Origin of the sequence: Geodermatophilus amargosae, from assembly GCF_041028265.1 — a bacterium.
In the GTDB taxonomy this organism is placed as follows: domain Bacteria; phylum Actinomycetota; class Actinomycetes; order Mycobacteriales; family Geodermatophilaceae; genus Geodermatophilus; species Geodermatophilus amargosae_A.
This window is the reverse complement of the sequence record NZ_JABGCW010000018.1, coordinates 24,809-48,412: the sequence shown is the minus strand read 5'-3', so window position 1 is coordinate 48,412 and position 23,604 is coordinate 24,809. Positions and strand designations below refer to the sequence as shown.

25 protein-coding genes and 1 pseudogene are annotated in these 23,604 nt (G+C 77.3%); 10 read left to right on the top strand and 16 right to left on the bottom strand.

Annotated features, from left to right (window positions below):
- Positions 1-15: 15 nt before the first annotated feature.
- Together HLV61_RS20310 and HLV61_RS20305 are read left to right on the top strand one after the other, a co-directional pair.
- A complete protein-coding gene (locus HLV61_RS20310; protein WP_369258715.1) occupies positions 16-930 on the top strand; it encodes an ABC transporter ATP-binding protein in 915 nt (304 codons plus the stop codon).
- Positions 930-2,528, top strand: coding sequence for an ABC transporter permease (locus HLV61_RS20305; RefSeq protein ID WP_369258713.1), 1,599 nt, complete (start codon positions 930-932; stop codon positions 2,526-2,528). The genes HLV61_RS20310 and HLV61_RS20305 overlap by 1 nt, the downstream gene beginning before the upstream one ends.
- Positions 2,529-2,555: 27 nt before the next feature.
- On the opposite strand, the gene HLV61_RS20300 is transcribed toward HLV61_RS20305, so the two are convergent.
- The 9 genes from HLV61_RS20300 to HLV61_RS20260 form a co-directional block, all read right to left on the bottom strand.
- Positions 2,556-3,395, bottom strand: a complete 840-nt coding sequence (locus HLV61_RS20300; protein ID WP_369258711.1) for a biotin-dependent carboxyltransferase family protein — start codon at positions 3,393-3,395, stop codon at positions 2,556-2,558.
- On the bottom strand, positions 3,392-4,003 hold the full coding sequence (gene pxpB, locus HLV61_RS20295; protein WP_369258793.1) for a 5-oxoprolinase subunit PxpB: 612 nt from the start codon (positions 4,001-4,003) through the stop codon (positions 3,392-3,394). The genes HLV61_RS20300 and pxpB overlap by 4 nt, the downstream gene beginning before the upstream one ends.
- Positions 4,003-4,755 (bottom strand): LamB/YcsF family protein, encoded by a 753-nt coding sequence (locus HLV61_RS20290; protein WP_369258709.1) that lies wholly within the window; start codon positions 4,753-4,755, stop codon positions 4,003-4,005. The genes pxpB and HLV61_RS20290 overlap by 1 nt, the downstream gene beginning before the upstream one ends.
- Positions 4,756-4,768: 13 nt before the next feature.
- Positions 4,769-6,025 carry an NRAMP family divalent metal transporter gene (locus tag HLV61_RS20285; RefSeq protein ID WP_369258707.1) on the bottom strand — a complete coding sequence of 419 codons (1,257 nt, stop codon included), beginning with the start codon at positions 6,023-6,025 and terminating at the stop codon, positions 4,769-4,771.
- Between the two features lie 168 nt (positions 6,026-6,193).
- Positions 6,194-7,675 (bottom strand): amino acid permease, encoded by a 1,482-nt coding sequence (locus HLV61_RS20280; protein WP_369258705.1) that lies wholly within the window; start codon positions 7,673-7,675, stop codon positions 6,194-6,196.
- A 56-nt stretch (positions 7,676-7,731) separates the two neighbouring features.
- Entirely contained in the window at positions 7,732-8,601 is an 870-nt protein-coding gene (pdxY, locus tag HLV61_RS20275; RefSeq protein WP_369258703.1) for a pyridoxal kinase PdxY, read from the bottom strand.
- Between the two features lie 11 nt (positions 8,602-8,612).
- Positions 8,613-9,506, bottom strand: coding sequence for a bacteriorhodopsin (locus tag HLV61_RS20270; RefSeq protein ID WP_369258701.1), 894 nt, complete (start codon positions 9,504-9,506; stop codon positions 8,613-8,615).
- Between the two features lie 7 nt (positions 9,507-9,513).
- Positions 9,514-9,948, bottom strand: a complete 435-nt coding sequence (locus HLV61_RS20265) for a phage holin family protein (protein ID WP_369258699.1) — start codon at positions 9,946-9,948, stop codon at positions 9,514-9,516.
- 43 nt (positions 9,949-9,991) lie between these two features.
- Positions 9,992-10,492: a potassium channel family protein gene (locus HLV61_RS20260; RefSeq protein WP_369258697.1), complete on the bottom strand. Its 501-nt coding sequence runs from the start codon at positions 10,490-10,492 to the stop codon at positions 9,992-9,994.
- A 174-nt stretch (positions 10,493-10,666) separates the two neighbouring features.
- Here HLV61_RS20260 and HLV61_RS20255 point away from each other — a divergent pair, with 174 nt between their 5' ends.
- The gene (locus HLV61_RS20255) at positions 10,667-11,779 is read left to right on the top strand and encodes a zinc-dependent alcohol dehydrogenase (RefSeq protein WP_369258695.1); all 1,113 of its coding nucleotides are present in this window, start codon (positions 10,667-10,669) and stop codon (positions 11,777-11,779) included.
- A gap of 140 nt (positions 11,780-11,919) precedes the next feature.
- Positions 11,920-12,312, top strand: a complete 393-nt coding sequence (locus tag HLV61_RS20250; protein WP_369258693.1) for a hypothetical protein — start codon at positions 11,920-11,922, stop codon at positions 12,310-12,312.
- On the opposite strand, the gene HLV61_RS20245 is transcribed toward HLV61_RS20250, so the two are convergent.
- The 3 genes from HLV61_RS20245 to HLV61_RS20235 form a co-directional block, all read right to left on the bottom strand.
- Positions 12,309-13,109 (bottom strand): hypothetical protein, encoded by an 801-nt coding sequence (locus tag HLV61_RS20245; RefSeq protein WP_369258691.1) that lies wholly within the window; start codon positions 13,107-13,109, stop codon positions 12,309-12,311. The two genes, HLV61_RS20250 and HLV61_RS20245, sit on opposite strands and share 4 nt — an antisense overlap.
- Positions 13,110-13,177: 68 nt before the next feature.
- Entirely contained in the window at positions 13,178-14,965 is a 1,788-nt protein-coding gene (locus HLV61_RS20240; protein ID WP_369258689.1) for a glycosyltransferase family 2 protein, read from the bottom strand.
- On the bottom strand, positions 14,962-16,215 hold the full coding sequence (locus HLV61_RS20235; RefSeq protein WP_369258687.1) for a glycosyltransferase family 4 protein: 1,254 nt from the start codon (positions 16,213-16,215) through the stop codon (positions 14,962-14,964). The genes HLV61_RS20240 and HLV61_RS20235 overlap by 4 nt, the downstream gene beginning before the upstream one ends.
- A gap of 81 nt (positions 16,216-16,296) precedes the next feature.
- Between HLV61_RS20235 and HLV61_RS20230 the strand changes: the two genes are divergently transcribed.
- Together HLV61_RS20230 and HLV61_RS20225 are read left to right on the top strand one after the other, a co-directional pair.
- Positions 16,297-17,355, top strand: a complete 1,059-nt coding sequence (locus HLV61_RS20230; RefSeq protein WP_369258685.1) for a glycosyltransferase family 9 protein — start codon at positions 16,297-16,299, stop codon at positions 17,353-17,355.
- On the top strand, positions 17,352-18,383 hold the full coding sequence (locus HLV61_RS20225) for a glycosyltransferase (protein ID WP_369258683.1): 1,032 nt from the start codon (positions 17,352-17,354) through the stop codon (positions 18,381-18,383). Before HLV61_RS20230 ends, HLV61_RS20225 begins: the two co-directional genes overlap by 4 nt.
- A gap of 55 nt (positions 18,384-18,438) precedes the next feature.
- On the opposite strand, the gene HLV61_RS20220 is transcribed toward HLV61_RS20225, so the two are convergent.
- The 3 genes from HLV61_RS20220 to HLV61_RS20210 all read right to left on the bottom strand — a co-directional run bounded on the left by HLV61_RS20220 (position 18,439) and on the right by HLV61_RS20210 (position 20,552).
- On the bottom strand, positions 18,439-18,849 hold the full coding sequence (locus HLV61_RS20220; protein WP_369258681.1) for a rhodanese-like domain-containing protein: 411 nt from the start codon (positions 18,847-18,849) through the stop codon (positions 18,439-18,441).
- Positions 18,846-19,391 (bottom strand): cysteine dioxygenase, encoded by a 546-nt coding sequence (locus HLV61_RS20215; RefSeq protein ID WP_369258679.1) that lies wholly within the window; start codon positions 19,389-19,391, stop codon positions 18,846-18,848. Before HLV61_RS20215 ends, HLV61_RS20220 begins: the two co-directional genes overlap by 4 nt.
- 249 nt (positions 19,392-19,640) lie before the next feature.
- On the bottom strand, positions 19,641-20,552 hold the full coding sequence (locus HLV61_RS20210) for a hypothetical protein (RefSeq protein WP_369258677.1): 912 nt from the start codon (positions 20,550-20,552) through the stop codon (positions 19,641-19,643).
- A gap of 77 nt (positions 20,553-20,629) precedes the next feature.
- Between HLV61_RS20210 and HLV61_RS20205 the strand changes: the two genes are divergently transcribed.
- Positions 20,630-21,607, top strand: a complete 978-nt coding sequence (locus HLV61_RS20205; RefSeq protein ID WP_369258675.1) for a sulfotransferase family protein — start codon at positions 20,630-20,632, stop codon at positions 21,605-21,607.
- A 123-nt stretch (positions 21,608-21,730) separates the two neighbouring features.
- On the opposite strand, the pseudogene HLV61_RS20200 reads toward HLV61_RS20205, so the two are convergent.
- A pseudogene (locus tag HLV61_RS20200) lies at positions 21,731-21,844 on the bottom strand (hypothetical protein); the annotation flags it as partial.
- Positions 21,845-22,367: 523 nt separating this feature from the next.
- Here HLV61_RS20200 and HLV61_RS20195 point away from each other — a divergent pair.
- The 3 genes from HLV61_RS20195 to HLV61_RS20185 are packed head-to-tail and all read left to right on the top strand — an operon-like array spanning position 22,368 to position 23,587.
- Positions 22,368-22,598: a hypothetical protein gene (locus HLV61_RS20195; RefSeq protein ID WP_369258673.1), complete on the top strand. Its 231-nt coding sequence runs from the start codon at positions 22,368-22,370 to the stop codon at positions 22,596-22,598.
- A 60-nt stretch (positions 22,599-22,658) separates the two neighbouring features.
- Positions 22,659-23,159, top strand: a complete 501-nt coding sequence (locus tag HLV61_RS20190; protein ID WP_369258671.1) for a Chromate resistance protein ChrB — start codon at positions 22,659-22,661, stop codon at positions 23,157-23,159.
- Positions 23,156-23,587 (top strand): chromate resistance protein ChrB domain-containing protein, encoded by a 432-nt coding sequence (locus HLV61_RS20185; protein WP_369258669.1) that lies wholly within the window; start codon positions 23,156-23,158, stop codon positions 23,585-23,587. Before HLV61_RS20190 ends, HLV61_RS20185 begins: the two co-directional genes overlap by 4 nt.
- Positions 23,588-23,604: the final 17 nt, after the last annotated feature.

Below are 23,604 nucleotides of genomic sequence, written 5' to 3'. Positions count from 1 at the left end.
GTAGCTTGCTCGGCCATGGCACCCGTCATCGCGGTCTCCGGACTGGTCAAGACCTTCGGCACCTCCCGCGCCCTCGACGGGCTCGACCTCGAGGTCGCGCCCGGGGAGGTGCACGGCTTCCTCGGCCCCAACGGAGCCGGCAAGTCCACCACCATCCGCGTGCTGCTGGGCCTGCTGCGCGCCGACGCGGGCTCCGTGCGGCTGCTCGGGGGGGACCCGTGGCACGACGCGGTGGCGCTGCACCGCCGCCTGGCCTACGTCCCCGGCGACGTCACGCTGTGGCCCGGCCTCACCGGCGGTGAGGCCATCGACCTGCTGGGCCGGCTGCAGGGCGGCCTGGACCCGGCGCGCCGGGCCGAGCTGCTCGAGCGCTTCGACCTGGACCCGCGCAAGCGGGCGCGCACCTACTCGAAGGGCAACCGGCAGAAGGTCGCGCTGGTCGCGGCGCTGGCCTCCGACGCCGAGCTGTTCGTCCTCGACGAGCCCACCTCCGGCCTCGACCCGCTCATGGAGGCGGCCTTCCAGGACGAGGTGCGCGCGCTGCGCGACCAGGGCCGCACGGTGCTGCTCTCCAGTCACGTGCTCGCCGAGGCCGAGCACCTGTGCGACCGGCTGACCATCGTCCGGCGCGGCCGCACGGTGCAGAGCGGCACCCTCGCCCAGATGCGCCACCTCACCCGCACGTCGGTCACCGTCGAGACCGCCCGGCCCGTGCCCGGGCTGGCAGACCTCCCCGGGGTCCACGACCTGCGGACCGAGGACGGCCGGCTGCACGTGGACGTCGACACCTCCGCCCTCGACGACGTCGTCCGGCAGCTGGCCGGCTCCGGCGTCCGGTCCCTCGTCAGCGCACCGCCGACGCTGGAGGAGCTGTTCCTGCGGCACTACGGCGACGACGTCCCGGCCGAGCCGGCCCTGGCGGTGCGGTGATGCGCGCGCCCGGGACGTCCCTGGCCGGCACCGGCACCCTCGTGCGGTTCGCGCTGCGCCGGGACCGCGTGCGGCTGCCCGTGTGGGTCGCGGTCGGCGCGGGCCTGGTGGCCACCCAGTCGGTGTCCAGCCAGGCGCTGTACGACTCGCCGCAGGACCTGGCCGCCTACGCGGCCTCCGTGGGCGCGAACGCCGCGACGATCGCCCTGTCGGGGCCGCCGGTCGGCCTGGACACCGTCGCGGGCGCGGTCGCGTTCGAGATCTCCTCGTTCGTCGTCGTGCTCACCGCCCTCATGGCCGCCTCCACCACCGGCCGGCACACCCGCGCCGACGAGGAGGCCGGCCGGACCGAGCTGGTGCGCGCGGCCCGCGTGGGCCGGCACGCGCCGCTCGCGGCCGCCGTCGTCGTGTCCGCGGCGGCGTGCCTGGCCGTGGCGCTGGCCATCGGGGTCGCGGCCACGGCGACGGGGCTGCCCGCCGGCGGCTCCTTCCTGCTCGGTGCCTCGGTGGGCGCGGCCGGCCTGGTGTTCACCGGCGTCACCGCCGTCGCCGTCCAGGTGGGCGCCAGTGCCCGGGCCGCCCAGGGGGCGGTGCTCACCGTCCTCGGGGCCGCCTTCGTGCTGCGGGCACTCGGGGACGTCGAGGGCTCCTGGGTGTCGTGGGCCTCGCCGATCGGCTGGGCGCAGGCCACCCACCCGTACTCCGGTGACCGGGTGCTCCCGCTGGTGCTCTGCCTGCTGGCCACCGCCGTCCTGCTCGGGATCTCGGTGGTCCTGCTCGACCGGCGCGACCTCGGGTCCGGGCTGCTGGCGGCCCGCCCGGGACCGGCGTCGGCGCCGCGGTCGCTGCGCTCACCCCTGGGGCTGGCCGTCCGGCTGCAGCGCGGCGCCCTCGCCGGCTGGACGGCGGGGCTGGCGCTCCTGGGCCTGGCCCTCGGCGGCCTGGCGGGGTCGGTGGAGACGCTCTTCGCCGACAACCCCGAGGCCCGGGCGTTCCTGCCCGATGCCGCGAGCGTGGTCGACGCCTACCTGGCCACCGCGCTGTCGATGGTCGCGCTGCTGTCGGGTGCCCACGCGGCGTCGGCGGTGCTGCGCGCCCGCGCCGAGGAGGCCGCCGGGCGGGCGGAGCCGGTGCTGGCCACGGCGACCGGGCGGGTGGCCTGGCTGGCCGCTCACGCGGCCGTGGCGTTGGCCGGGGCGAGCCTGCTGCTCCTGGTCGCCGGAGCTGCTCTGGGGACGGTCCGCGCGCTCGCCACGGGGGACCCCGCGGAGCTCGGCCGGCTCCTCGGCGCGACCACGGCGTACCTGCCGGCGGTGTGGGTGCTCGCCGGCCTGGCCGTCGCGCTGTCGGGGTTGCTGCCCCGGCCGGCCGCGACGCTGGCCTGGGCCGCCGTCGCCTACGTCACCGTCATGGCCTTCTTCGCCGGCTCCCTCGACTGGCCGGGCTGGGTCGATGACGCCTCCCCGCTGGCCTGGACCCCGCTCGTGCCGGTCGACGACGCGGCGGCCGTGCCGCTGGCCGTCCTCACCGCCGTGGCCGCGGGGCTGCTCGGGGCCGGTCTGGCCGGCTTCCGGCGTCGGGACCTCGTCGCCGGCTGATCCGTCCACCTCCGCGGGGGTGCACGGTCAGCGGCGCAGCCGCAGGGTCTGGCCGGGGCGGAGCTGACCGCAGCGGTCGACGTCGTCGTCGGCGACGTAGCCGGCCACCGGGTAGCCGCCGGTCACCGGCGCGTCGGCGAGGAAGAGCACCGGCGCGCCGGACGGCGGCACCTGCAGCGCGCCGCGCACGAGCCCCTCGCTGGGCAGCTCGTCGGACACGCGGCGCTCCAGGCGCGGACCGTCCAGCCGCAGGCCGACGCGGTTGCTCTCGGCGGTGACCGTCCACGTGGCCGACCCGAGCACGTCCTGCGCCGCGGCGGTCAGCCAGTCGGTGCGCGGGCCGGGCAGCAGCCGCACGGTCACCTCCCCGCCGGGCGGGTCGGGCACCGGGGCGACGTCGATGCCCGGCACGGCGCCGGTGGGCGGTCCGACCGGCAGCACGTCGCCGGCCCGCAGCGCCGGGGGGCCGAGGCCGGCGAGCAGGTCGGTGGACCGGGAGCCGAGCACCCGCTCGACGGCGACGCCCCCGCGGACGGCGAGGTACGTGCGCAGGCCGGCGGGCGGGGTGCCGAGGGCGAGGGTCGTGCCCGCGCGCAGCAGACCCGGGGCGTCGTGCACCGCGGACCCCGGGCACCGCGCGCCCGTGGTGACGACGAGCAGGTCGGCCTCGGCCCGCAGCACCAGCCCGCCGAGGGTCGCCTCCAGCACCGCCGCGCCCGGCTCGTTGCCGACGAGCCGGTTGGCCAGCGCGGCCGACGCCCGGTCGCAGGCGCCCGACCGCCCCACCCCGATGCCGGCCAGCCCGGGGCGGCCGAGGTCCTGCACGGTGGTCAGCGGGCCGGGAGCCAGGACGGTCAGCACGCTCACGACACCGCCACGAAGCGCACCCGCACCCCGGGCCGCAGCAGCGCCGCGGGCTCGCGGGACAGGTCGAACACCGCCAGGTCGGTGTGCCCGACCAGCTGCCACCCGCCCGGGGACTCACGCGGGTACACGCCGGTGAACCCGCCGGCCAGGGCGATCGAGCCGGCCGGCACCCGGGTGCGCGGCGACGGGCGGCGCGGCAGGTCCCAGGCGCCGTCGGCCGGGGTCAGGTAGCCGAACCCGGGCGCGAAGCCGGAGAACGCGACGGTCCACTCGGTGCCGGTGTGCCGCCGCACGACCTCACCGGGGTCCACCCCCAGGTGTGCGGCGACGTCATCGAGGTCCTCGCCGTCGTAGACGACGGGCACCTCGACCTGCTCCGCGGTGGCCCGGCGCCCGGGCCGGGGCGCCGTCCGACGCACCGCGGCCTCGACGGCGTCCAGCGTGGTCGCTGCCGGGTCGGTCACCACCAGCACCGTGCGCGCCGCCGGCACGAGGTCCACGACGCCGGGCGGCCGGTCCTCCTCCAGCGCCGCGTACAGGGCGAGCACCTCGTCGAGGTCGGTGAGCTCCACCAGCAGGGCCGTCGAGCCGCTGGGCAGCACCCGCATCACGGCGCGAAGGGGGCGAGCGCGACCCCCGCCTCGCCCAGCGCCGTCCGCACCCGCCGGGCGACGTCGACCGCGCCGGGGGTGTCGCCGTGCACGCAGATCGACTCGGGTGCAAGGAGCAGCGGACCGCCCTCGACGTCGGCGATCGGCTCCCCGGCGGCCATGGCCACGCACCGGCGGGCGATCTCCCCGGGGTCGTGCAGCACCGCGCCGGGCAGCCGCCGGGACACCAGCGTCCCCTCCGGCGTGTAGGCCCGGTCGGCGAACGCCTCCGCCACGACGGTCAGCCCCGCCTCGGCCGCCAGCCGCAGCCACGCCGACCCGGGCAGGCCGAGCACCGGCAGGGTCCGGTCGTACTCGACGACGGCGCGCACCACGGCCGCCGCCTGCTCCTCGTGCGCGACGATCGCGTTGTACAGCGCCCCGTGCGGCTTGACGTAGCGGACCCGGGTGCCGGCCACGCGGGCGAAGGCCTCCAGCGCGCCGACCTGGTACAGCACGTCCTGGGTGAGCTCGTCGGGCTCGACGTCGACGAACCGGCGGCCGAAGCCCGCGAGGTCGCGGTAGCCCACCTGCGCCCCGACCGCGACGCCGGCCGCCGCCGCCCGGTCGCAGACGCGGCGCAGGATCACCGGGTCGCCGGCGTGGAAGCCGCAGGCGACGTTGGCGCTGGTGACCACGTCGAGCAGGGCGTCGTCGTCGCCGAGGGTCCACCGGCCGAAGCCCTCGCCGAGGTCGGAGTTCAGGTCCACGGGGCGATCCTGCTCAGGAGAACAGCTCGATGACCGGGCGGACGGAGTTGACCGCCAGGTAGATGGTCCCGAGCCACGCCACCCAGCCGACTCCCAGCAGCCAGCGCGGGTACCGGTAGCCGCCCAGCAGGTCGGTCCGCCGGGTGGCCACCCACAGCAGGACGGCGATGCCGATCGGCAGCAGCAGGCCGTTGAAGGCGCCGGCGAAGACCAGCAGCGTGGTGGGCGCGGCCCCGGCCAGCAGGTACGCCAGCGTGGTGACGGCGATGAAGCCGACCACCAGCAGCGTGCGGGTGCGGTCGCTGGTGCGGGTCCGCGAGGTCACGAAGGACACCGACGTGTACGAGGCGCCGATGACGCTGGTGATCGACGCCGCCCACAGCACGATGCCGAACACCCGCAGGCCCACCTCGCCGGCGGCGGCCTCGAACGCCGAGGCGGCCTGGTTCGCCGGGTCCAGCGCCGCGCCACCGGAGACGACGCCGAGGATCGCCAGGAACAGGACGACCCGCATGATCCCGGTGACGACGATCCCGCTGACCGAGCCGCGGGTGATGTCCCGGACGTGCCCGGGACCGGTGACGCCGGAGTCCAGCAGCCGGTGCGCGCCGGCGTAGACGATGTAGCCACCGATCGTGCCGCCGACCAGCGTGGTGATCGCCAGGACGTCGACCCGGTCGGGCAGGACGACGTTGCGCAGCGCCGTCCCCACCGGCGGGCCGGACGTGACGGCGATGTAGGTGGTCAGCAGGATCATCGCCAGCCCCAGGACGACGACGATCCGGTCGACGGCGACCCCGGCCCGCTTGCTGAGGAACACCGCGATGGCGACCAGCGCCGACAGCGCGCCGCCGATCTTCGGGTCCAGGCCGAACATCGCGTCGGTGCCGAGGCCCGCGCCGCTCACGTTGCCCACGTTGAACACCAGGCCGCCGACGACCAGGAAGGCGGCCATCACCCAGCCGAGGCCGGGGAGGACGAGGTTGCCCAGCTCCTGTGCCCGCCGCCCGGAGACGCCGACCACCCGCCAGACGTTCAGCTGCAGCGCGATGTCGATGAGGATCGAGACGGCGATCGCGAAGGCGAAGGCGGCGCCGAGCTGGACGGTGAACGTCGTCGTCTGCGTGATGAAGCCGGGGCCGATGGCCGAGGTGGCCATGAGGAACATCGCGCCCAGGACGGTCGAGCGGGTGCTCGCCGACATCCGCCCGCCGGGAGGCGCTGCGGTGTCCTCCGTGCTGACGGGGCGGTCGGCCGGTGGTTGCGACATCGGCGCTCCAGGAGCGATCGGCAGCCTGCGGATCGGGGGTCCTGCGGGGCGGGCGGCGGTGCGCGCCGTGCCGGACGCTAACCAGACCGCCGGACGGCGGCAACGTGGACCGGCCGCCGGACGGCGACGACGTGGACCGGCCGCCGGACGGCGACGACGTCGACCGGTTCAGCGCGCGCCGGCACCGGTCCGGGCGGCCGCGCGGACGCGGGAGTTCCGGTAGCCGTAACCGGCGTAGACGACCAGCCCGAGGGCGAGCCACGCCAGGAAGCGCAGCCAGGTCTCGATGCTCAGGTTGAGCATCAGGTACAGGCAGGCGAGCGCGGACAGCAGCGGCAGCACCGGCGACAGCGGCACCCGGAACGGCCGCTCCAGCTCCGGCCGGGTGCGCCGCAGCGCGACGACGGCGACCGACACGAGCAGGAACGCGAACAGCGTGCCGATGCTCACCAGGTCGGCCAGCGTCCCCAGCGGGACGAACGTCGCCAGCACCAGCACCAGGACCGCGAACAGCAGGGTGACCCGCACCGGGGTGCCGGTGCGGGGACTGACCCGGGCCACCGACGGCGGCAGCAGGCCGTCGCGGCCCATGGCGAAGCCGATGCGGCCGATCGTGATCAGGTCGACCAGGATCACCGAGGTCAGCCCGGCCACCGCGGCGATCGACACGAGGGACGACGCCCAGCCCAGCCCCACCTGGTCGAAGGCGTCGGCGATCGGTGCGCCCTCGTCGATGGCCCGGTACTCGACCATCCCGACCACCACGAACGCCACGCCGACGTAGAGCGCCGTGGCCAGCCCCAGGGTGCCGAGCAGGCCGAGCGGCACGTCGCGGGCCGGACGCCGGGTCTCCTCGGAGAGGTTCGCGACCGCCTCGAAGCCGGTGTAGGCGAAGAAGACCACGGCGGCCGCGGTCAGCACGCCGCCCATGCCGAAGGCCACCGGTTCCAGCCCGGCGACCACCTCGATGAGCGGCCGGGTCAGCCCGCTGCCGCCCTCGGCGGGCTCCGACGGCGGCACGAACGGCGTGAGGTTCGCGCCCCGCACGAACCACGCCCCGGCGACGATGACGAACACGCAGACGGCCACCTTGACCACCACGAGCACGCCGGTGACCCGCGCGGACTCCCGGATGCCCAGCACGGCGACGAGGGTGAGCACGACGACGATCGCCGCCGCCCCGAGGTTCACCGTCGACGTCTCGCCGAACAGCGACGGCGGCAGGTCGAGCAGGTTGCCCACGTAGCCCGACCAGCCGCGGGCGACGACGGCGGCGCCCAGGGCGAACTCGAGGAACAGGTCCCAGCCGATGACCCACGCGACGACCTCGCCGGCGGTCGCGTACGCGTAGGTGTACGCGCTGCCCGCCGTCGGCACCGCGGAGGCGAGTTCGGCGTAGCAGAGCGCCGCCAGCAGCGCGACCAGGCCGGCGACGGCGAAGGAGACCACCACCGCCGGCCCCGCGCTCTGCTTCGCCGTGACGCCGGTCAGCGTGAAGATGCCGGTGCCGATCACGATGCCGACGCCGAAGCCGACGAGGTGCCGGGCCGACAGCCGCTTGCGCAGGTGCCCGGTGCCGTCGGGTGATGCGGTGCCGTCCCCGACGTCCGCGCGCACGGCCTCGACCGACTTCGTCCGGAACAGGTCCACGCGGGGACGCTAGGTCGGGCGGCGCACGCCCGCCCGCCGGAGGTCCTTTCTCACACTCATACCTCCTCGACGGGGAAGGTCCGCGACGGCGACACGACCTCGTCCTGGGCGGCCACGAGCAGGATCTCCCGCGAGCCGGCCTCCTCGGTGCGCCGCAGCAGGCCCCAGACGCTGGCCGCGGCCCGGCCCAGCGCCTCGCCGGCCGAGCGGGTGTCGAGCCAGTGCGCGAGGAACAGCGCGGCGATCGCGTCGCCGGCACCGTTGACCGCCACCGACAGCCGCGGCGTGCGCACCCGGAAGTGCCGGCCGCCCTCGGAGGCGAGCAGGTCGACGGCGTCGTCGGGGGTGTCCTCGGCCACCAGCGACGTCGTCAGCACCACCCGCGGGCCCAGCGCCTGCACCGCGGCGACCGCGTCCTGCACCTCGGCGAGGGTCCGCGTCGTCGTCTGCGCGAGCAGGTCGAGCTCGTAGTGGTTCGGCGTCACCAGGTCCGCCACGGGGACGGCGACCTCGCGCATCAGCTCCTCGATGCCGGGACGCACGAACACGCCGCGGCCGACGTCGCCGATGACCGGGTCGCAGCAGTAGACGGCGTCGGGGTTGGCCGCGCGCACCCGCCCGACGGTGCCGACGACGGCGTGGCCGATGTCGGCCGAGCCGAGGTAGCCCGACAGGACGGCGTCGGCGGTGCCGAGGACACCGCGGTCGGCGATGCCGTCGACGACCTCCTCGACGGCCTGCCCGTCGAACACCCGCCCGGTCCACGCGCCGTAGCCGGTGTGGTTGGAGAACTGGACGGTGTGCACCGGCCAGACCTCGACCCCGAGGCGCTGCAGCGGGAAGACGGCCGAGGAGTTGCCCACGTGCCCGTAGGCGACGTGCGACTGGATGGAGAGGACGTTCACCACGGGCACAGAGGCTGCCACGTGCGCCCGGCTCAGCGGCGGTCGGGATCCCGGAGGTGCCGGACCTCGGGCAGCACCCCGTCGCTGTGGTGGACGTTGCTGGTCCACACCGGCTCCGGGTGCGTGTCCTCGCCCGCCGCGACGTCCTCGGCGGTCCGGAGCAGGGCCACCTTGTGCACCAGCAGCCCGAAGCCGACCTTGGCGACGACGTCGGCGGCGGAGTAGGCGACCTGCACCGTGGCGAACCAGGCCGGCGTGACGTCGGCGAACACGGGGACGGCGTAGACCAGCGGGTACACGCCGAAGCTGGCCAGCAGCACGATGGTGGCGTTGCGCAGGCTCGTCCCGGCCTCGCGGCCCATGTGCGGGAGCGAGGCGCGGACCGCCCCGGTCAGCGCCACGTACAGGTAGACGAAGAACGCGGTGCTGACCAGCCCCCAGACCACGAGCGCCGTCCTGTCCCGGCCGTCGGCGACCAGCTGGGCGCCCACGTAGCCGGTGAGGATCATGAGGAAGGCCGCGGCCACGGCCGTGGCCCGCAGGTCGCGGGCCCGCTTCCCGGCCAGCGTGCAGACCGCGAGCAGCTCGACCGTCAGCAGCGGGACCGTGACCGCCCAGTCGGGATACCGGGTCGAGCCGGTGAACCGCGCCTCGGCGTTGGGCTCGTACACGCCGTCGACGAGGGTGAAACCGCTGTCCCACTTGACGAACAGGACCAGGTAGCTGACCGTCGCGATCGCCGCGAGGCACAGGCCCGCGTGCATCGCCGGCCGGTAGCGCCGGCCGACCTCCTGCCGGCTCGCCCAGGTGTAGAGGAAGTAGGCGAACAGGGCGAACCCCGCCGCCATGAGCGCGAAGTGCACCAGGTCGTAGAGGCCCAGCGACATCCTCTGCAGCTCGGGGGTCGGGGTGTCGACTCCGTCCACGGGCGGCTCAGCCGGCCGGCGGCGGCGTGCCGGCGGCAGTCGTCCCGGCGGCGGTGGTCGCCACCCGCACGTCCTCGCGGACGCTGGCCACCGTCCGTTCCGGCACCAGCGACCCGGCCCGGCGCAGCTCCTGCCGCGCGGTGGACGCCAGGGCGGCGGCACCCCCGCCGTAGAGCAGGGTCGCCACGGCCGCGGCGGTGGGCGGGGAGAGGCGGCGCTCGAGCAGCCGGACCAGGAACGCGCTCGACGTCCCGACCGCCAGGACGCCGAGCCCCGCCGCGCCGCCCAGCAGCGCGGCCGCCCGGCCGGCCCGCTTCGCCTTCCCGGTGATCTCGGCCCGCGCCTGCTCCAGTTCGCGCTGGACGAGCGTCGTCAGCTCGGTGGTCAGCGACTGCAGGAGCTCGGCGGTCGAGGCGCTCGCGGGCGGGGTGCTCTCGGTCATCGGTCCTCGCTGCTGGGGTCGGGCGGTCCGGTCAGCTGCCGGGTTACCCGAGCGACCGCGGGCCAACCGATCCCGGACCGGTGGCCGGGCGGTCGAGGACGCCGGTCAGGTCCTCGAGCACCAGCGCCAGGTACGCCCCGCCCGCGCGGACGGCGTCGCCGGGGGAGGAGCGGGCGGTGTGGGCGGGCCGCAGCGCCACCGGCAGCTGCCGGGGCAGTGCGGTCCCGGCGTCGACGTCCCCGGAGTAGCAGGTCTCGGCGTGCTGCGTGAGGTCCACCCGTACGCGCACCAGGTCGCCGGCGACCTCCCGCAGCAGGCCGGCGTCCGGCACGGACGGGCCTGTGCGCTCCAGCAGGGCCGGCCGCAGCGCGAGCGCCCGTCGCCGGTTCAGCGCCGGGTACACCTGCAGCACCCAGGTGACCGCGGCGATGAGCAGCACGAACCCGACGAGCGCCTGCACGGGCACCGCGATCCGCAGCCAGGAGCTCTCCGGGACGATGTCGCCGAAGCCGAGGGTCGCCAGGCTGACGATCGACGGGTACACCGCGTCGATCAGCCGCCTGCGGCCGGCGGGGTCCGGTCCGCTGCCGTGGACGAAGCCCCCGGGCAGGTGCGGCCAGTGGACCAGCCCCCCGCGGCCACGGCCCCCACGCGGGGAGCGTGCCAGCAGGTGGTACCCGGGGGATTGCCTCCCGGAGCGGCAGGGCAGGACGGGCCGGTGACGACGCCCAGCGGAGCACCCGCGACCCGGCCGGTGCGCACGATCGGCGTCGTCGCGCCGGGGGAGCCGGCCGTCCTCGACGACACCGAGCCCGAGCCCGGTCCCGGCCAGGCGTGGGTGACCACCGAGTTCAGCGGCGTCAGCGCCGGCACCGAGGTGGCGCTGGTGCGCGGCACCGATCCCCACCACGCCGCCTCCTGGGACGGCGACCTGCGCTCGTTCACCACCGGCGGCCCGACCGCCGGCTACCCGGTGACCGGCCTGGGCTACATGGAGGTCGGGACGGTCACCGACAGCCGCGCGCCCGGCCTCCCCGAGGGCACCCGGGTGGCCATGGCCTACGGGCACCGCACCGGCCGCTGCGCCGACCCGGCGGTGACGCCGGTGATCCCGGTCCCCGACGACCTCGACCCGCTGCTCGGCGTCTACCTCGCGCAGATGGGCCCCATCTGCGTCAACGGCCTGCTGCACGCCACCGCGCAGTTCGCCGGGCCCGCCGGCGGGGTCGGCGACGGCGTCCGCGACCGGCACGTCCTGGTCACCGGCGGCGGCGTCATCGGGCTGCTGTCGGCGATGCTGTCCGCGCGGCACGGCGCCGCCGACGTCGTCGTCGCCGAGTCCTCGCCCGCGCGGCGTGCGGTGGCCGGGGCACTGGGGCTCGCCACCGTGGACGGCGGCGCCTGGCTCGAGGTCAAGCAGCGCTGGCGGCACGCGCCGGGTGACGCCGGCGCCGACCTCGTGCTGCAGTGCCAGGGCCACGACACCGCGCTGGCCACCGGGCTCAAGGCGCTGCGCCCGCAGGGCGTCGTGGTCGACCTCGGCTTCTACCAGGCCGGCGCGGCGGCGGTCCGGCTCGGCGAGGAGTTCCACCACAACGGCCTGGCCGTGGTGTGCGCCCAGATCAGCCGGGTGCCGCGCGGCATGGCCGGCGACTGGCCGCGGCGGGCGCTGGCCGGCGTCACCCTCGACCTGCTGCGCGCCCGCGGCGACGACGTCCTGCGGCACCTGGTCACCGACGTCGTGCCGTTCGAGGAGGGTCCGCGGCTGCTGGCCGACCTCGCCGGGCGCCGCCTGCCCGCCCCGCCGCTGCAGGCCGTGCTGCGGTTCTGAGGCGCTCCCGGACACCCCACCGGCGTGTCGCGCGGGAAGCCGCGCGGATGGACTTGTCGCGGGGCGGGCGCGGCGGGATCCTCCGGTCACCACCGCGGTTCCCGGTAGCCCGGGCGCGGCGGGGTCCGGGGAGGGCCGCCATGAGGTGGGCAGTCATCAGCGTCGTCGGCTTCCTGCTGTTGACCGGACTGGTCACCTGGATGGCCCGGAGCAACACCGCCCGGTGGGAGCGCGACCACCGGGCGGCCCAGGCTGCCGCGAGGGCGCGCGCGGAGACCGCGCGCAGCGGCTGGGTGGCCGCGCTCACCCACCATGCACACGGACACCGTGCGCACGGGGACGGCGCGGAGGAGCACCGCCCGCACCTGCACCTGCCGCACGTGCACCTGCCGGCCGGCCTCGTCACGCGGCTGCCGCACCCGCACCTGCACCTGCCGCAGGTGCACCTGCCGCAGGTGCACCTGCCGTGGCGGTCCCCGCCGGACGAGCAGGTCGACGAGCCCCCGCGGGCGGGCGCCGACGCCGGCTCCTAGCCTGCGAACGGGAACGGGAGGGGCTCGTCCCCCGGCGGCCGGGGCGCGGTGCCGGCCCGCCGCCCCCGCCGGGCGGCCTGCCCGGCCCGGCGGGCCGCCTCCTCCCGCTCGGCGCTGCGCCGCGTGTGCCGGGCGCGGGCCTCGGCGAGGCCGGGCGCGTCCAGGCCGTCGACGGTGAGCCGGCAGGCGCCGAGCCGCATCCAGCGCGTCGCCCCGCCGTCGTCCCGGACGCCGGCGAGCAGGCCGCGGTCGTGTCGTCGCAGCACCAGCGCGGCGCCGCGGACCCCGGCCTCGGTGGCCGCCGCGGCGTCGGCGCCGGGGCCGTAGAGCCAGGTGACCGAGGGCGTCCCGCGGCGCAGCCGGTCGTCGCGCTCGCGCCAGGCGGTGTCGGGCAGCGGTGCCAGCTGCACCTCCAGGACGCCGACGCCGGCCACGACCACGTGCAGGCCGGGGTGGTCGTCGCGCCACGGCGCCCGCTCGATCCGCGGCGCAGAGCCCTGCGCGGTGAGCCACGCGACGAGCGGACGCCGGTAGCGCAGGGGGTCGTAGGCGGCCCCGGCCGCGTCCTGCCGCCGGACGAAGGCGCACGGCGCGTCCCCGGTGTGCCGGAACGAGGGCAGCGGCCCGTGCGCGACCTCGAGCCGGCCGCCGCAGCCGCCGGCCTCCCGCGCGCACCAGAACCCGCCGCGGGCCTGCTCCTCGAGCAGCCGCGCGGCGGCGTCGTCCCCGGGCAGTTCGACCGCGGCCGTCCCGTCCGGCCCGTCGGTCACCGCCCACCTCAGTCCCCGGACCGTCACGGTCCCGACGCTAAGGCGGGGGTCCGACGGTCCCGGACAGCCAGTCTCGGGACGAAGGCCCCTCCGGGCTACCGGGCGACGGAGCGGAACAGGTCGACGAGCCGATCGGCGTGCGCGTCGAAGACGTGCCGCTCGCGGGCGGCCATCGCCGCGGCGTGCCCGGCCCGGGTCGCCACCTCCCCGGCCAGCACCGCCGCGACGTCGTCGGCCGAGCGGTAGAGCAACCCCGTCCCGTCCTCCCGCAGCACCCGCTCCACCGACACCACGGAGCCCGGGTTGGCCTGCTGCAGCAGCGGCAGCCCGGCGGCCAGCAGGACCGGCAGCCGGGCGGGGGAGTTGAGGTCGTCCCAGGTGGCCCGGCGCAGGTCGCCGCCGTTGACGGCGTCGAAGCGGTGCAGCCACCCGGCGTCGTACCGCGACAGCTCGCGCACCCAGTCCTCCGGACCGACGGCGGGGTGCACGTGCACGAAGCCGGGCGCGCGGGCCAGTGCCTCGTCCAGCCAGCCGGTCCACGACCCCGTCGCCCCGGGTGCGCGCACCTGGCCGTGGAGGTGCGTGTGCACGCCGCGGTCGGCCAGCGCCAGCACCCAGTCGAGGTCCAGCCCCGCGGGCCGACCGACGACGGCGGCGTGCGGCTGCCCGTCGGCGTCCGACAGCCGCGGCGAGAGCGGGGCGTCGAGCCAGTCGCGCTTGGGCAGGTCGCCGTCGAGGACGCCGAGCCGGGCGGGGTCGACCCGGCCGGACAGGGCGAGGGCGAACCAGTCGCGCTCCTCCTCGGTGGCCAGCAGGACGGCGTCGGCGCCGCACACCAGGTCGGCCAGCAGCGGCCACTCCCCGCGCACGAGGCTGCGCTGCGGCGCCTCCTTGAAGTGCCAGACGAACGGCAGGCCGGGGAACGCCCGCCGCACCGTGTGCGCGAACGGCACCGCCCGCCAGTTCAGCTGCGCCCACACCACGTCGGGGGCGAGCGCGGCCACCTCGTCCCGCCAGCGGTCGCGGTCGAGGTCGGGGACGTGCCCGAAGGGCAGCGGTCCCACGGTGGCGTCGCCGAGGCCCTGGTCGGTCCACAGGCCGGTGAGGGAGTGGCCGCGCTCGGCCAGGGCCAGCACCCGCTCGGGGTTGAAGGCGAGCTCGCCGACCACCAGCACCCGCAGCCCGTCGGGCGACGGCGGGTACGCGCGGTCGCGGAACCGCGCGTAGCGGGCGCGCTCGTCGACGTCGGTGCCGTCGGTGGAGGTGAAGCGCAGCGGCTCCGCCACCCGGTAGCGGGTGCGGAACACGTTGAGGCCGCCGTCGGAGGACGCCCGGATCGCGCGTGACCGCTGCCCGGGGTGCCGCGTCCACCCGCAGGTGACCCGGCCGGTGCCCGCCGTCGTCCCGCGGGCGGCCACCCGCGACCACATCAGCCGGTCGAGGTCGTCGGTCTCGACCTCCGCGCGCTCGGTCCAGCGGTCGCCGGTGCGCCGGTGGGCCACCTGCACGAGCTGGGCGTACGGCGTCCCGGCCGGCTCGTCGAGCTCCGCGTGGGCGAGCACCACGGCGTCGTCGGCCAGGCGGCCGAGCAGGGTGGCCAGGTGCGCGGGGTACCAGACGTCGTCGGCCGGCAGGTACGCGACGACCGGCGCGGTCGTCTCGTCCAGCGCCCGGTTGAGGGCCGCGCCGAGGCCGCGGTTGTCGTCGGTGCGCACCAGCCGCACCCGCGGGTCGGCCGGGACGGCGACCGGCTCCCGCGATCCGTCGTCGACGACGACGGCCTCCCACGCCGTCTCCTCCTGGGCGAGCAGCGACTCCATCGCCCGCGGGAGGTGGGCCGCCTGGTCGTGCACCGGCACGAGGACGGCGACCCGGGGCGTCACGCCGCGGGTTCGAGGTCGCCGCGCACGCCGAGCAGCCGCTCGTAGACGGCGGCCACCCGCGCCGACAGCGCCGGCCACGCGTAGTCGGCCGAGCGGGCCCGGGCGCCGGCGGACAGCCGCGCCCGCAGCGCGGGGTCCGCGGTCACCCGGTCGAGCGCCGCGGCGAGCGCGTCGACGTCGCCGGGCGGCACGAGCAGCCCGGTGACGCCGTCGCGGACCACCTCGGGGATCCCGCCGACGTCGCTGGCGACCACCGGCAGGCCCGCGGCCATCGCCTCGGTGAGCACCGAGCCCATCTCCTCGTACGCCGACGGCAGCACCAGCACGTCGAGGGAGGCCAGGACCGCCGGCACGCGGGCGTGCTCGACGAAGCCGGCCAGCGTGGTCCGGCCGGCGCCCGGGCCGGCGGCGGCGAGCCGCTCGACCAGTGCCCGGTCGGGCCCGTCGCCGACGACGACGAGCGACGCGCACTCCCGCATCCGCCCGAACGCCTCGACCAGCCGGTCGGGGCGCTTCTGCGGCGCCAACCGCCCGACGTAGCCGATCCGCGGCCGGGCGACACCGGGGAAGACGTCGCCGGTGGACCCGGCGAACAGCGCCGGGTCGAAGCCGGACGGGATGGTCGACACCCGGTCGGCGGGCACCCCGTCGTCGCGGACGGCCGCGGCGGTGCGCCCGGTCAGGACGACGACGGCGTCGGCACGCCGCAGGGTGCTGCGCTCGACCCAGCCGCCGAGTGCCCGCAGGAGCCGCACCTTGGGGCCGCGGCCGGCCAGCGTGTGCCCGACGCTGCAGTGCAGGGTGACGACGAGGGGACAGCCGTGCACGCGCGCGGCCAGCCGGGCGAGCAGCAGCGTCGCGAGGTCCTCGCCCTGGTGGGCGTGCACGACGTCGACGGGGGCCGGGCGGCCGGCGCGCAGCACGGCCGGCAGGCCCGCGAGCGCCCAGAGCTGGCGGAAGCGGGGGACCGGCACGCCCGTGCGGTGCACGCGGGCGCCGTCACCGAGCGCGGTGCTGCCCCGGGGGCCGGCCAGCCGGGCGGTCACCACCGTCTGCCGCATCCCCCGGGCGTCCAGGCAGCGGGTGAGCGAGGCCGTGTGGTTCTGCATGCCGCCGATGGGGTCGAAGCGCGCGGCGCGGGAGTCGAGTTCCCCGGGGAGTCCGCCCGGCCGCCCGCGACCGGTCGCCGCGGGGGGTTCGAACACGCTGCACAGGCGCAGCACGTGCAGGTCAGCGGCGGGGCGGGTCACGCAGGGGACCTCCGGTTCCGGGAGCGGGACCCGTAGTGCACCACGAGTTAGTCCGTCACACAGCCGGGGCAGAGGGGCGGAGTGCCGCCGCCGCTCGCCGACCCCGCCGTCCGCCGCCTGGCGCTGGTCCGGCTGCGGGTGGGCCTCGGCGACCTGCTGTGCACCGTGCCCGCGCTGCGCCGGCTGCGCGCCGCGCGCCCCGACGTCGAGGTGACGCTGGTGACGTTCGGCCGCATGGCGCCGGTCGTGGAGCGGCTCGGGGTGCCGGTGGCGCTGCTGCCCTTCCCCGGCGCCGAGGGGATCCCCGACGGCCCGGTCGACGCCGCCGGCTGGGCGCCGTTCACCGCCGCGGCCCGGGAGCGCGGCTTCGACCTCGCGCTGCAGGCCTACGGCGACCGCCCCGCCGCCAACCGGGTGAGCGCCGCGCTCGGCGCCCGGCTCACCGGCGGGTTCGCGCCCACCGGCTGGGAACCGCCGGCCGGCACGGAGTCGCTGCACCTGCGGTATCCGCTGACGCTGCACGAGGCGGCGCGGCACGTTGCGCTGCTCGAGCACCTCGGGCTGCCGCCCGGCGGCGAGGCGCGCATGGACTTCCCGCTCACCGACGGCGACTCCGCCGAGCACGCCGCCACCCTCGCGGCCACCGGACTGGAGCCCGGGCGCTACGCCGTCCTGCACCCCGGCGCCTCGGCGCCCACCCGCCGCTGGCCGGTCGCCCGCTTCGCCGCGGTCGGCGACGCGCTGGCCGCCGAGGGGCTGGACGTCGTCGTCACCGGGGTGCCCGACGAGCGGGAGCTCTCCGCGCGGGTCGTCGCGGCGATGCGCGCCCCGGCCGTGGACCTCACGGGCGACACCAGCCTGGGCGGCCTCGCCGCGCTGCTGCGCGACAGCGCGGTGCTGGTGGGCAACGACACCGGCTCGGCGCACCTGGCCGCCGCCGTCGGCGCCCGCAGCGTCACCGTGTTCCTGCCCGGCGACCCGGTCCGGTGGGCGCACCCCGGCCCGCGGCACCGCGCGTTCACCCCCACGGTGGCGTGCGCGCCGTGCCCGCACCTGGCCTGTCCCATCGAGTTCCGGTGTGCGCAGACGGTGGAGCCGGCCGCCGTGGCCGGGGCGGCGCTCGAGCTGGCGTCCTCGTGAGGATCTCCTTCGTCGCCGACTCCGACGCCTGGGGCGGGGCCGAGGTGTGGCTGTCGCACCACCTGCGCCGCGCGGCCGCGTGCGGCGCGACGGCGTCGCTGGTGTGCGCCGAGCCGGTGGCCGCGGGCTTCGCGCGGGTCGGCGTCGACCGCGCCGTGGTCCCGCTGACCCGGCACACCGCCGCGGCGCCGGCCACCCGCGAGGCGCTGGCCGCGCAGCGCCCCGACGTCGTGGTGGTCAACCTCGTCGACCCCGCGTCCAACGGCGCCGCCGTCGACGCCGCGCTGCAGGTGGCACCGACTGCCGGTGTGCTGCACCTGGTGGGCGACACCCGCAGCGGCGGCGAGCGGGCCGCGCTGGCCGCGCGCTACCGGCGGATGGCCGCGGTGATCGGCACGTCGACGGCCGCCCGCGCGCAGGTGGTGGCCGACCTCGGCGTCGACCCGGCGCGGGCGCACGTGGTGCCCAACGGCGTCGACGTCCCGCCCGACCCCGCCGGCCCGGCCGGCAACGCGGTGCCGCGGATCGGCGCCTTCGGCCGGCTGACCGCGCAGAAGGGCTTCGACGTGCTGCTCGAGGCGCTGCGCCGGCTGGACCTGCCCTTCGACGCCGTCGTCGGCGGTGCCGGCCGCGACGGCGAGCGCCTGCGGGCGGCGGCCGCGGGCCTGCCGGTGACCTTCCCCGGGTGGGTCACCGACGCCCGCGCCTTCCTCGCCGGCGTGGACCTGTTCGTGCTGTCCTCCCGGGTGGAGGCGCTGCCGCTGGTGCTGCTGGAGGCGATGGCCGAGGGGCTGCCGTGCGTGTCCACCGACGTCGGCGACGTGCGGCGCGCGCTGGGGGAGGACGCCGTCGTCGTCCCGGTCGAGGACGCCGGTGCGCTCGCCGCGGCCCTGCGCGGCCTGCTCGCCGACCCCGCCGCGCGGGCCGACCTCGGCCGGCGGGCGCGGGCGCGGGCCGAGCGGGACCTGGGCGCCGACCTCATGGCGCGGCGCACCTTCGCCGTCCTGGCGGGGATCGCCGCTGCGTGAGGACGGTCCGGGGACGGCGACGGCCTCCGTCGCGCGGCGCCGCCCCCGGACCGGTCTAGGTGGCGGGACCGCCGGTGGTGGGCAGCCCGGCGGCCACCCAGGCGCGGTGCCCGCCGACCACGTCGCCGGCCCTCGTCAGTCCCAGCGAGCGCAGCGCGTCGGCGGCCAGGCTGGAGGTGTACCCCTCCTGGCACAGCACGACGACGTCGACGTCGTAGCCGGTGGCCTGCGGCAGCCGCGCGTCGCTCTCCGGGTCGAACCGCCACTCCAGGTGGTTGCGCTCGACGACGAGCGCGCCGGGCACCTCCCCGTCGGCCTCGCGCTGCGACTGCGGGCGGATGTCGACGAGCACGGCGCCGTCGGCCATCCGGGACACGGCGTCCTCCGGGGTCACCCGGGTGATCCGCGAGCGGGCCTCCTCCAGCAGCTGGTCGACGCTCTTCGCGCCGGGCGGGCGGCCGCTCACCAGTCGACGCCCGCCTGCTCGGTGCCGGTGCGCAGCAGGGTGCCGTCCTGCAGGCGGTAGCGGTTCATCAGGGACAGGCGCGGGGTGTAGGCGTGCACGCTCACGGCCGGCAGCGTCCCCCGGTTGGTCACCCGGTGCACGTGGTGGGCGCCGAAGGGGCGGACCCGCCCGGCCTCCAGCTCGGTGGCCGCCTCGCGCACGGCGCCGGGGCGGCCGCCGACGACGTCCTCGGTGAGCACCCCGCCGACGAGGGCGAAGGCGCCCGCGGAGCCCCCGTGGTCGTGCAGCGGGGTGCCCTGGCCCGGCAGCCAGGTCAGCAGCCAGACCTGGGCGGCGGCGAGGTCGTCGTGCAGGGAGGGGTCGAGCAGGGCGGCGGCCTCGTCGGGGGGCAGCAGGCCGGTCCAGCGGCTGTCTCCGCGGTACTCGACGCGGGGCAGCCAGCCCTCGGCGGCGGCGAGCAGCGCGGCGGTGAGGGCGGTGGCCGAGGTGCTGGCCGGGGTGGTGCGGGCGGGGGTCGGGGCAGCGGGCAGCAGGGCGGTCACGAGGGGGATCTCCGGGGGTGCGGGCGCGCGGGAGCCCCGTCCCGGGGCGGCGCGGAGTGGCGGTGGGGCCGGACGCTCAGGCGGCCGGACACAGCGCGCTGGCCACCCGCAGCAGGTCCACGGCGGACCGGCGGGTGAGCGTCAGGGCGGGTGCCACGGGTCCATGTGACCCGACCCGGAAATCTCTGTCAAGTCCATCGGTCTGATAGGGATTACGCCGTGTCGTCCCGTCCCGCCCCGCGTCGCGCCTCAGCCGGGGAAGGCCACGGTGCGCAGCTCGTGCGCGCCGTCGGCGCGGGTGGCCTCGTAGAACCAGCGCGCCCCGCCGCCGGGCAGCGCGACGACGTCGGCGTAGCGCAGCCCGTGCGGCGCGTGCGGGCTCTGCAGGCGGGGGCCGCCCGACGCGGCGCGGAAGCGGCCCTCGCCGTCGGACTCGGCGAGCCCGGTGCGCTCCTCCCAGTTCTCCTCCGCGGTGGCCCGGCCGTCGTAGAGCGCCCAGGTGCGCGGGCCGTCGAGGACCACCGCGCTGAACCGCACGCCGCGGGCGTCCCAGCTGCCCTCGGTGCCGGCGAGGGCGGTGCCGCGCCAGGTCCAGGTGACGCCGTCGGGACTGGTGGCGTGCTCGGTGGTCATGCGGTCGGTGGCGCCGGGGTCGTCGAGCGGGTGCACCGAGGCCCACAGGTGCCACTGTCCGCCGTCCCAGCGGACCACCGGGTCCTTGGGTGCGGTGGTCGCGCTGCCCGGGAGGACGGTGCGCGGCTCCGCGGTGGCGAGGTCCTCGACGGTGGCCGCCTCGAGCAGGTCGACCCGCCAGTGCTTGGTCCCCGGCGTCGCGCAGCTGACGTAGAGCCGCCAGCGGCCCTCCGGCGTGTGCACCAGGGCCGGGCGTTCCAGCGACTCGGCGCCGAAGCGGTCCTTGCCGACCGCGACCACCGGCTCGAAGTGCACGCCGTCGGCGGAGCGGGCCACCACGTTGCCGAAACCGCGGCCCTCGCCGACCGGGCGGCGCAGCCGGTAGGCCAGCCACCACGTGCCGTCGACCAGCTGCGCCGACGGGCCGCCGGCCCACGAGCCCGGGCGCGGGTCCTCCGGCTCGACGACGACCGTCGCGTCGGACCAGAAGCGGTCGGGCGCCGGGGGGCGGGGCGCGGACGCGGTCACGCGGCAGCTCCGTTCGGGGGAGGGGACAGGGCTCCCCGTGTGTACACCGGGACACGTCCGGGGCAGGGAGGGGACCGATGACCGCCGACGCCGACCGGCTGCCGCAGTTCGTCGTCGCCGGTGCACCGAAGGCCGGGACGACGGCGCTGCACGCGGCGCTCGCCACGCACCCGGGGCTGTACCTGTCGCCGGTCAAGGAGCCGAAGTACTACCTGACCGACGGCCGGCGGCCGCCGCGCACCGGCCAGCGGGGCCCCGGGGACGCGCACAGCGCGCGGGAGTGGATCTGGCGCCGCGAGGACTACCTGCGGCTGTTCGACGGCGCGCCGCCCGGCACCGTCCGCGGGGAGAGCACGCCGTTCTACCTCCACGACCGCGCCGCGCAGCGCCGGCTGGCCGCCGACGTGCCCGGCGTCCGCGTCGTCGCGATCGTGCGGGACCCGGTGGACCGGGCGTGGTCGAACTGGGTGCACCTGCGCGCCGACGGACTGGAGCCCGAGGCCGACTTCGCCGCCGCCGTCGAGCTGGAGGAGTCACGGGTGGCCGCCGGCTGGGCGCCCTTCTGGCACTACCGCGGCCTGGGGCGGTACGGGGAGCAGCTGCGCGACCTCTACACGGTGCTGCCGCGGTCGCAGGTCCTGCTGCTGCGCTACCGGCAGCTGGTCGACACCCCGCGCGAGACGCTCGACCGGGTCAGCGACTTCCTCGGCGTGCAGCCCGGCGTCGCGCACACGGTGGCGCCGGAGAACGTGAAGCCCTACGTGGCCGACACCGCGCGGTACCGGGCACTGGCCCGGGTCGCCCGCGCCGGTGCGGTCCTGGGAGCACACCTGCCGCCGCGGGTCTGGCGGCAGGTGTCGCGGCCGCTGCTCGCGGCGCTGCACGCCGGGAGGGCGCCCCGCCCGGAGATGCCGGTCGAGGTGCGGCGTGCGGTGCTGGCGCCGCTGCTGCCCGACGTCGCGCTGCTCGAGGAGCTCACCGGCGAGTCCTTCGACGACTGGCGCCGCGACACCGGCCGGGGCGACTTCCGCTCCCGCCGTCCCGCCGGGGCGTGAGTCAGCGCTCCACCGGTAGGTGAAGTGGGTGCACACGGGTGAGGCCTCGACGGCGGACCGGGTGAGCCGGTGCCGGCCGACGCCGTCGATCAGCGGCGTGCCGGCACCGAGCACCTCGGTCGCCAGGTGCCGGCGCAGCTCGTCGAGCAGTCCGTCCCGCAGGCGGGAGCCGACCAGCGCGCCGCCGCTGATGACGACGACGTCGCGGTCGCCCGCCGCCTCCCTCGCGCGCTCCACGGCGGCGGCCGGACCGCCGGTCAGGAAGGTGACGCCGTGGGTGGCCGCAGGCGGTGGTGCTCGGGCGGGCTGCTGGTGACGACGAAGAACGGCGGCCGGGCGTCCTGCGCCGCGCCGTAGCCCATGCCGTCGCTCCACCGCTGGTCGACGACGTCGAGGTGCGGCGTCCCATGACCGCTCGGTGGTCGCTTCCACCTCGACGCCGTGGGCGGGGAGCGGCTGCAGGCGGCACTGGAGGGGCACGTGCGGGCCGACGGCCCGGCCGGTGACGAGCGCACCCTCGCACAGCGGCAGGCCGACGCGCTCGTGCGCCGTGCGACAACGCGCTGGCGTCCGGATCGGCGCCGGTGCTGCGCGGCCGCAGGTCGCCGTCGTGATCGGGCTGGAGGACCTGGCCGGCCTGCGACGGCGCCGTCAGCCGGGTGGTGTCGGGCCCGGACGGCGCCCCGCTGGACCTCGGTCGGGAGCAGCGGCTGGCCACCCGGCACATCCGGAGGGCGGCCGAACTCCGGACGGCGGCGGCGTGTTCGCCGGCTGCCGGGCGCCGACGCACTGGTGCGACGTCCACCTCCTCGTGCCCTGGATCGACGGCGGCGAGACCGGCCTCGACGACTCGGCGCCGCTCCGCGAACGCCACCACACCCAGGTCCACCACGGCTTCCGCGTCGAACGACGACCCGACGGCCGGCGGCACAGCCACCGACCGGACGGCACCGGGACCACCACCCCGGCAGCACTCGTCCCCGCCGCGTGAGGAGGCGGCCGGGTCCCGCGCCCACCCCCGGCTGGACGAGGACGGTGCAACCGTGGTTGCATGCCCGCCGTGACGGGCGAGTGGGTGCTGCTGTCCTACCGCCTGCCGCGGGAGCCCTCCGGCCCCCGCACGACCCTGTGGCGGCGGCTGCGCCGGCTCGGCGTGGCCCAGCTCGCGGACGGCGTGGTGGCCCTCCCCGCCGACGCGCGCACGCGCGAGGCGCTCGAGTGGTTGGCCGACGACGTCCTGGCCGCCGGGGGGAGCGCCGGCACCTGGACCGCGCGCCCGGGCACGGCCGCGCAGGAGCGGGAACTCGCCGCCGGCATGGCCGCGGCCCGGGCGGAGGAGTACCGCACGCTGACCGCGCAGTGCACGGCGGCGATCGAGGGCCCCGGCACCGAGCGTGCCCGCGCCCTGCGGCGGCTGCGCGACGAGTGGCGGGCGATCGGCCGCCGGGACTTCTTCCCCCCGGCCGAGCGCGACGCGGCCGGTGTCGCGCTGCGCGCGCTGGCGACCGCGGCCGGCGAGCCGGTGCCGGCCGGGCGCGGGAGCCGGCCGTGAGGTGGGCGACCCGGGCGGGGATCCACGTCGACCGCGCGGCCTGCGCCTGGCTGATCCGCCGGTTCGTCGACCCCGACGCCGAGTTCGTCTTCGTCTCGGCCCCCGGCGACGTGCCGGCCGACGCCACGCCCTTCGACATGCGCGGCGTCGCGCTGGGCCACGTCGACGGCGGCTGCTCGTTCGAGACGGTCCTGCGCGTCCACGGGCTCGACGACCCGGTGCTCGAGCGGATCGGCGAGATCGTGCACGAGGCCGACCTCGACGACGGCCGGTTCGACGCCCCGGAGGCACCCGGCCTCGACGTCCTGCTGCGCGGTCTGTCGATGACCGGGGACGACGAGCGCACGCTCGCCGTCTCCGGGCCGCTCTTCGACGGCCTCTACGAGTACACCCGCCGCCGCCTGCTGCTCGGCCGCGAGCCGGCCTGACCCGACGGAGACCCGTG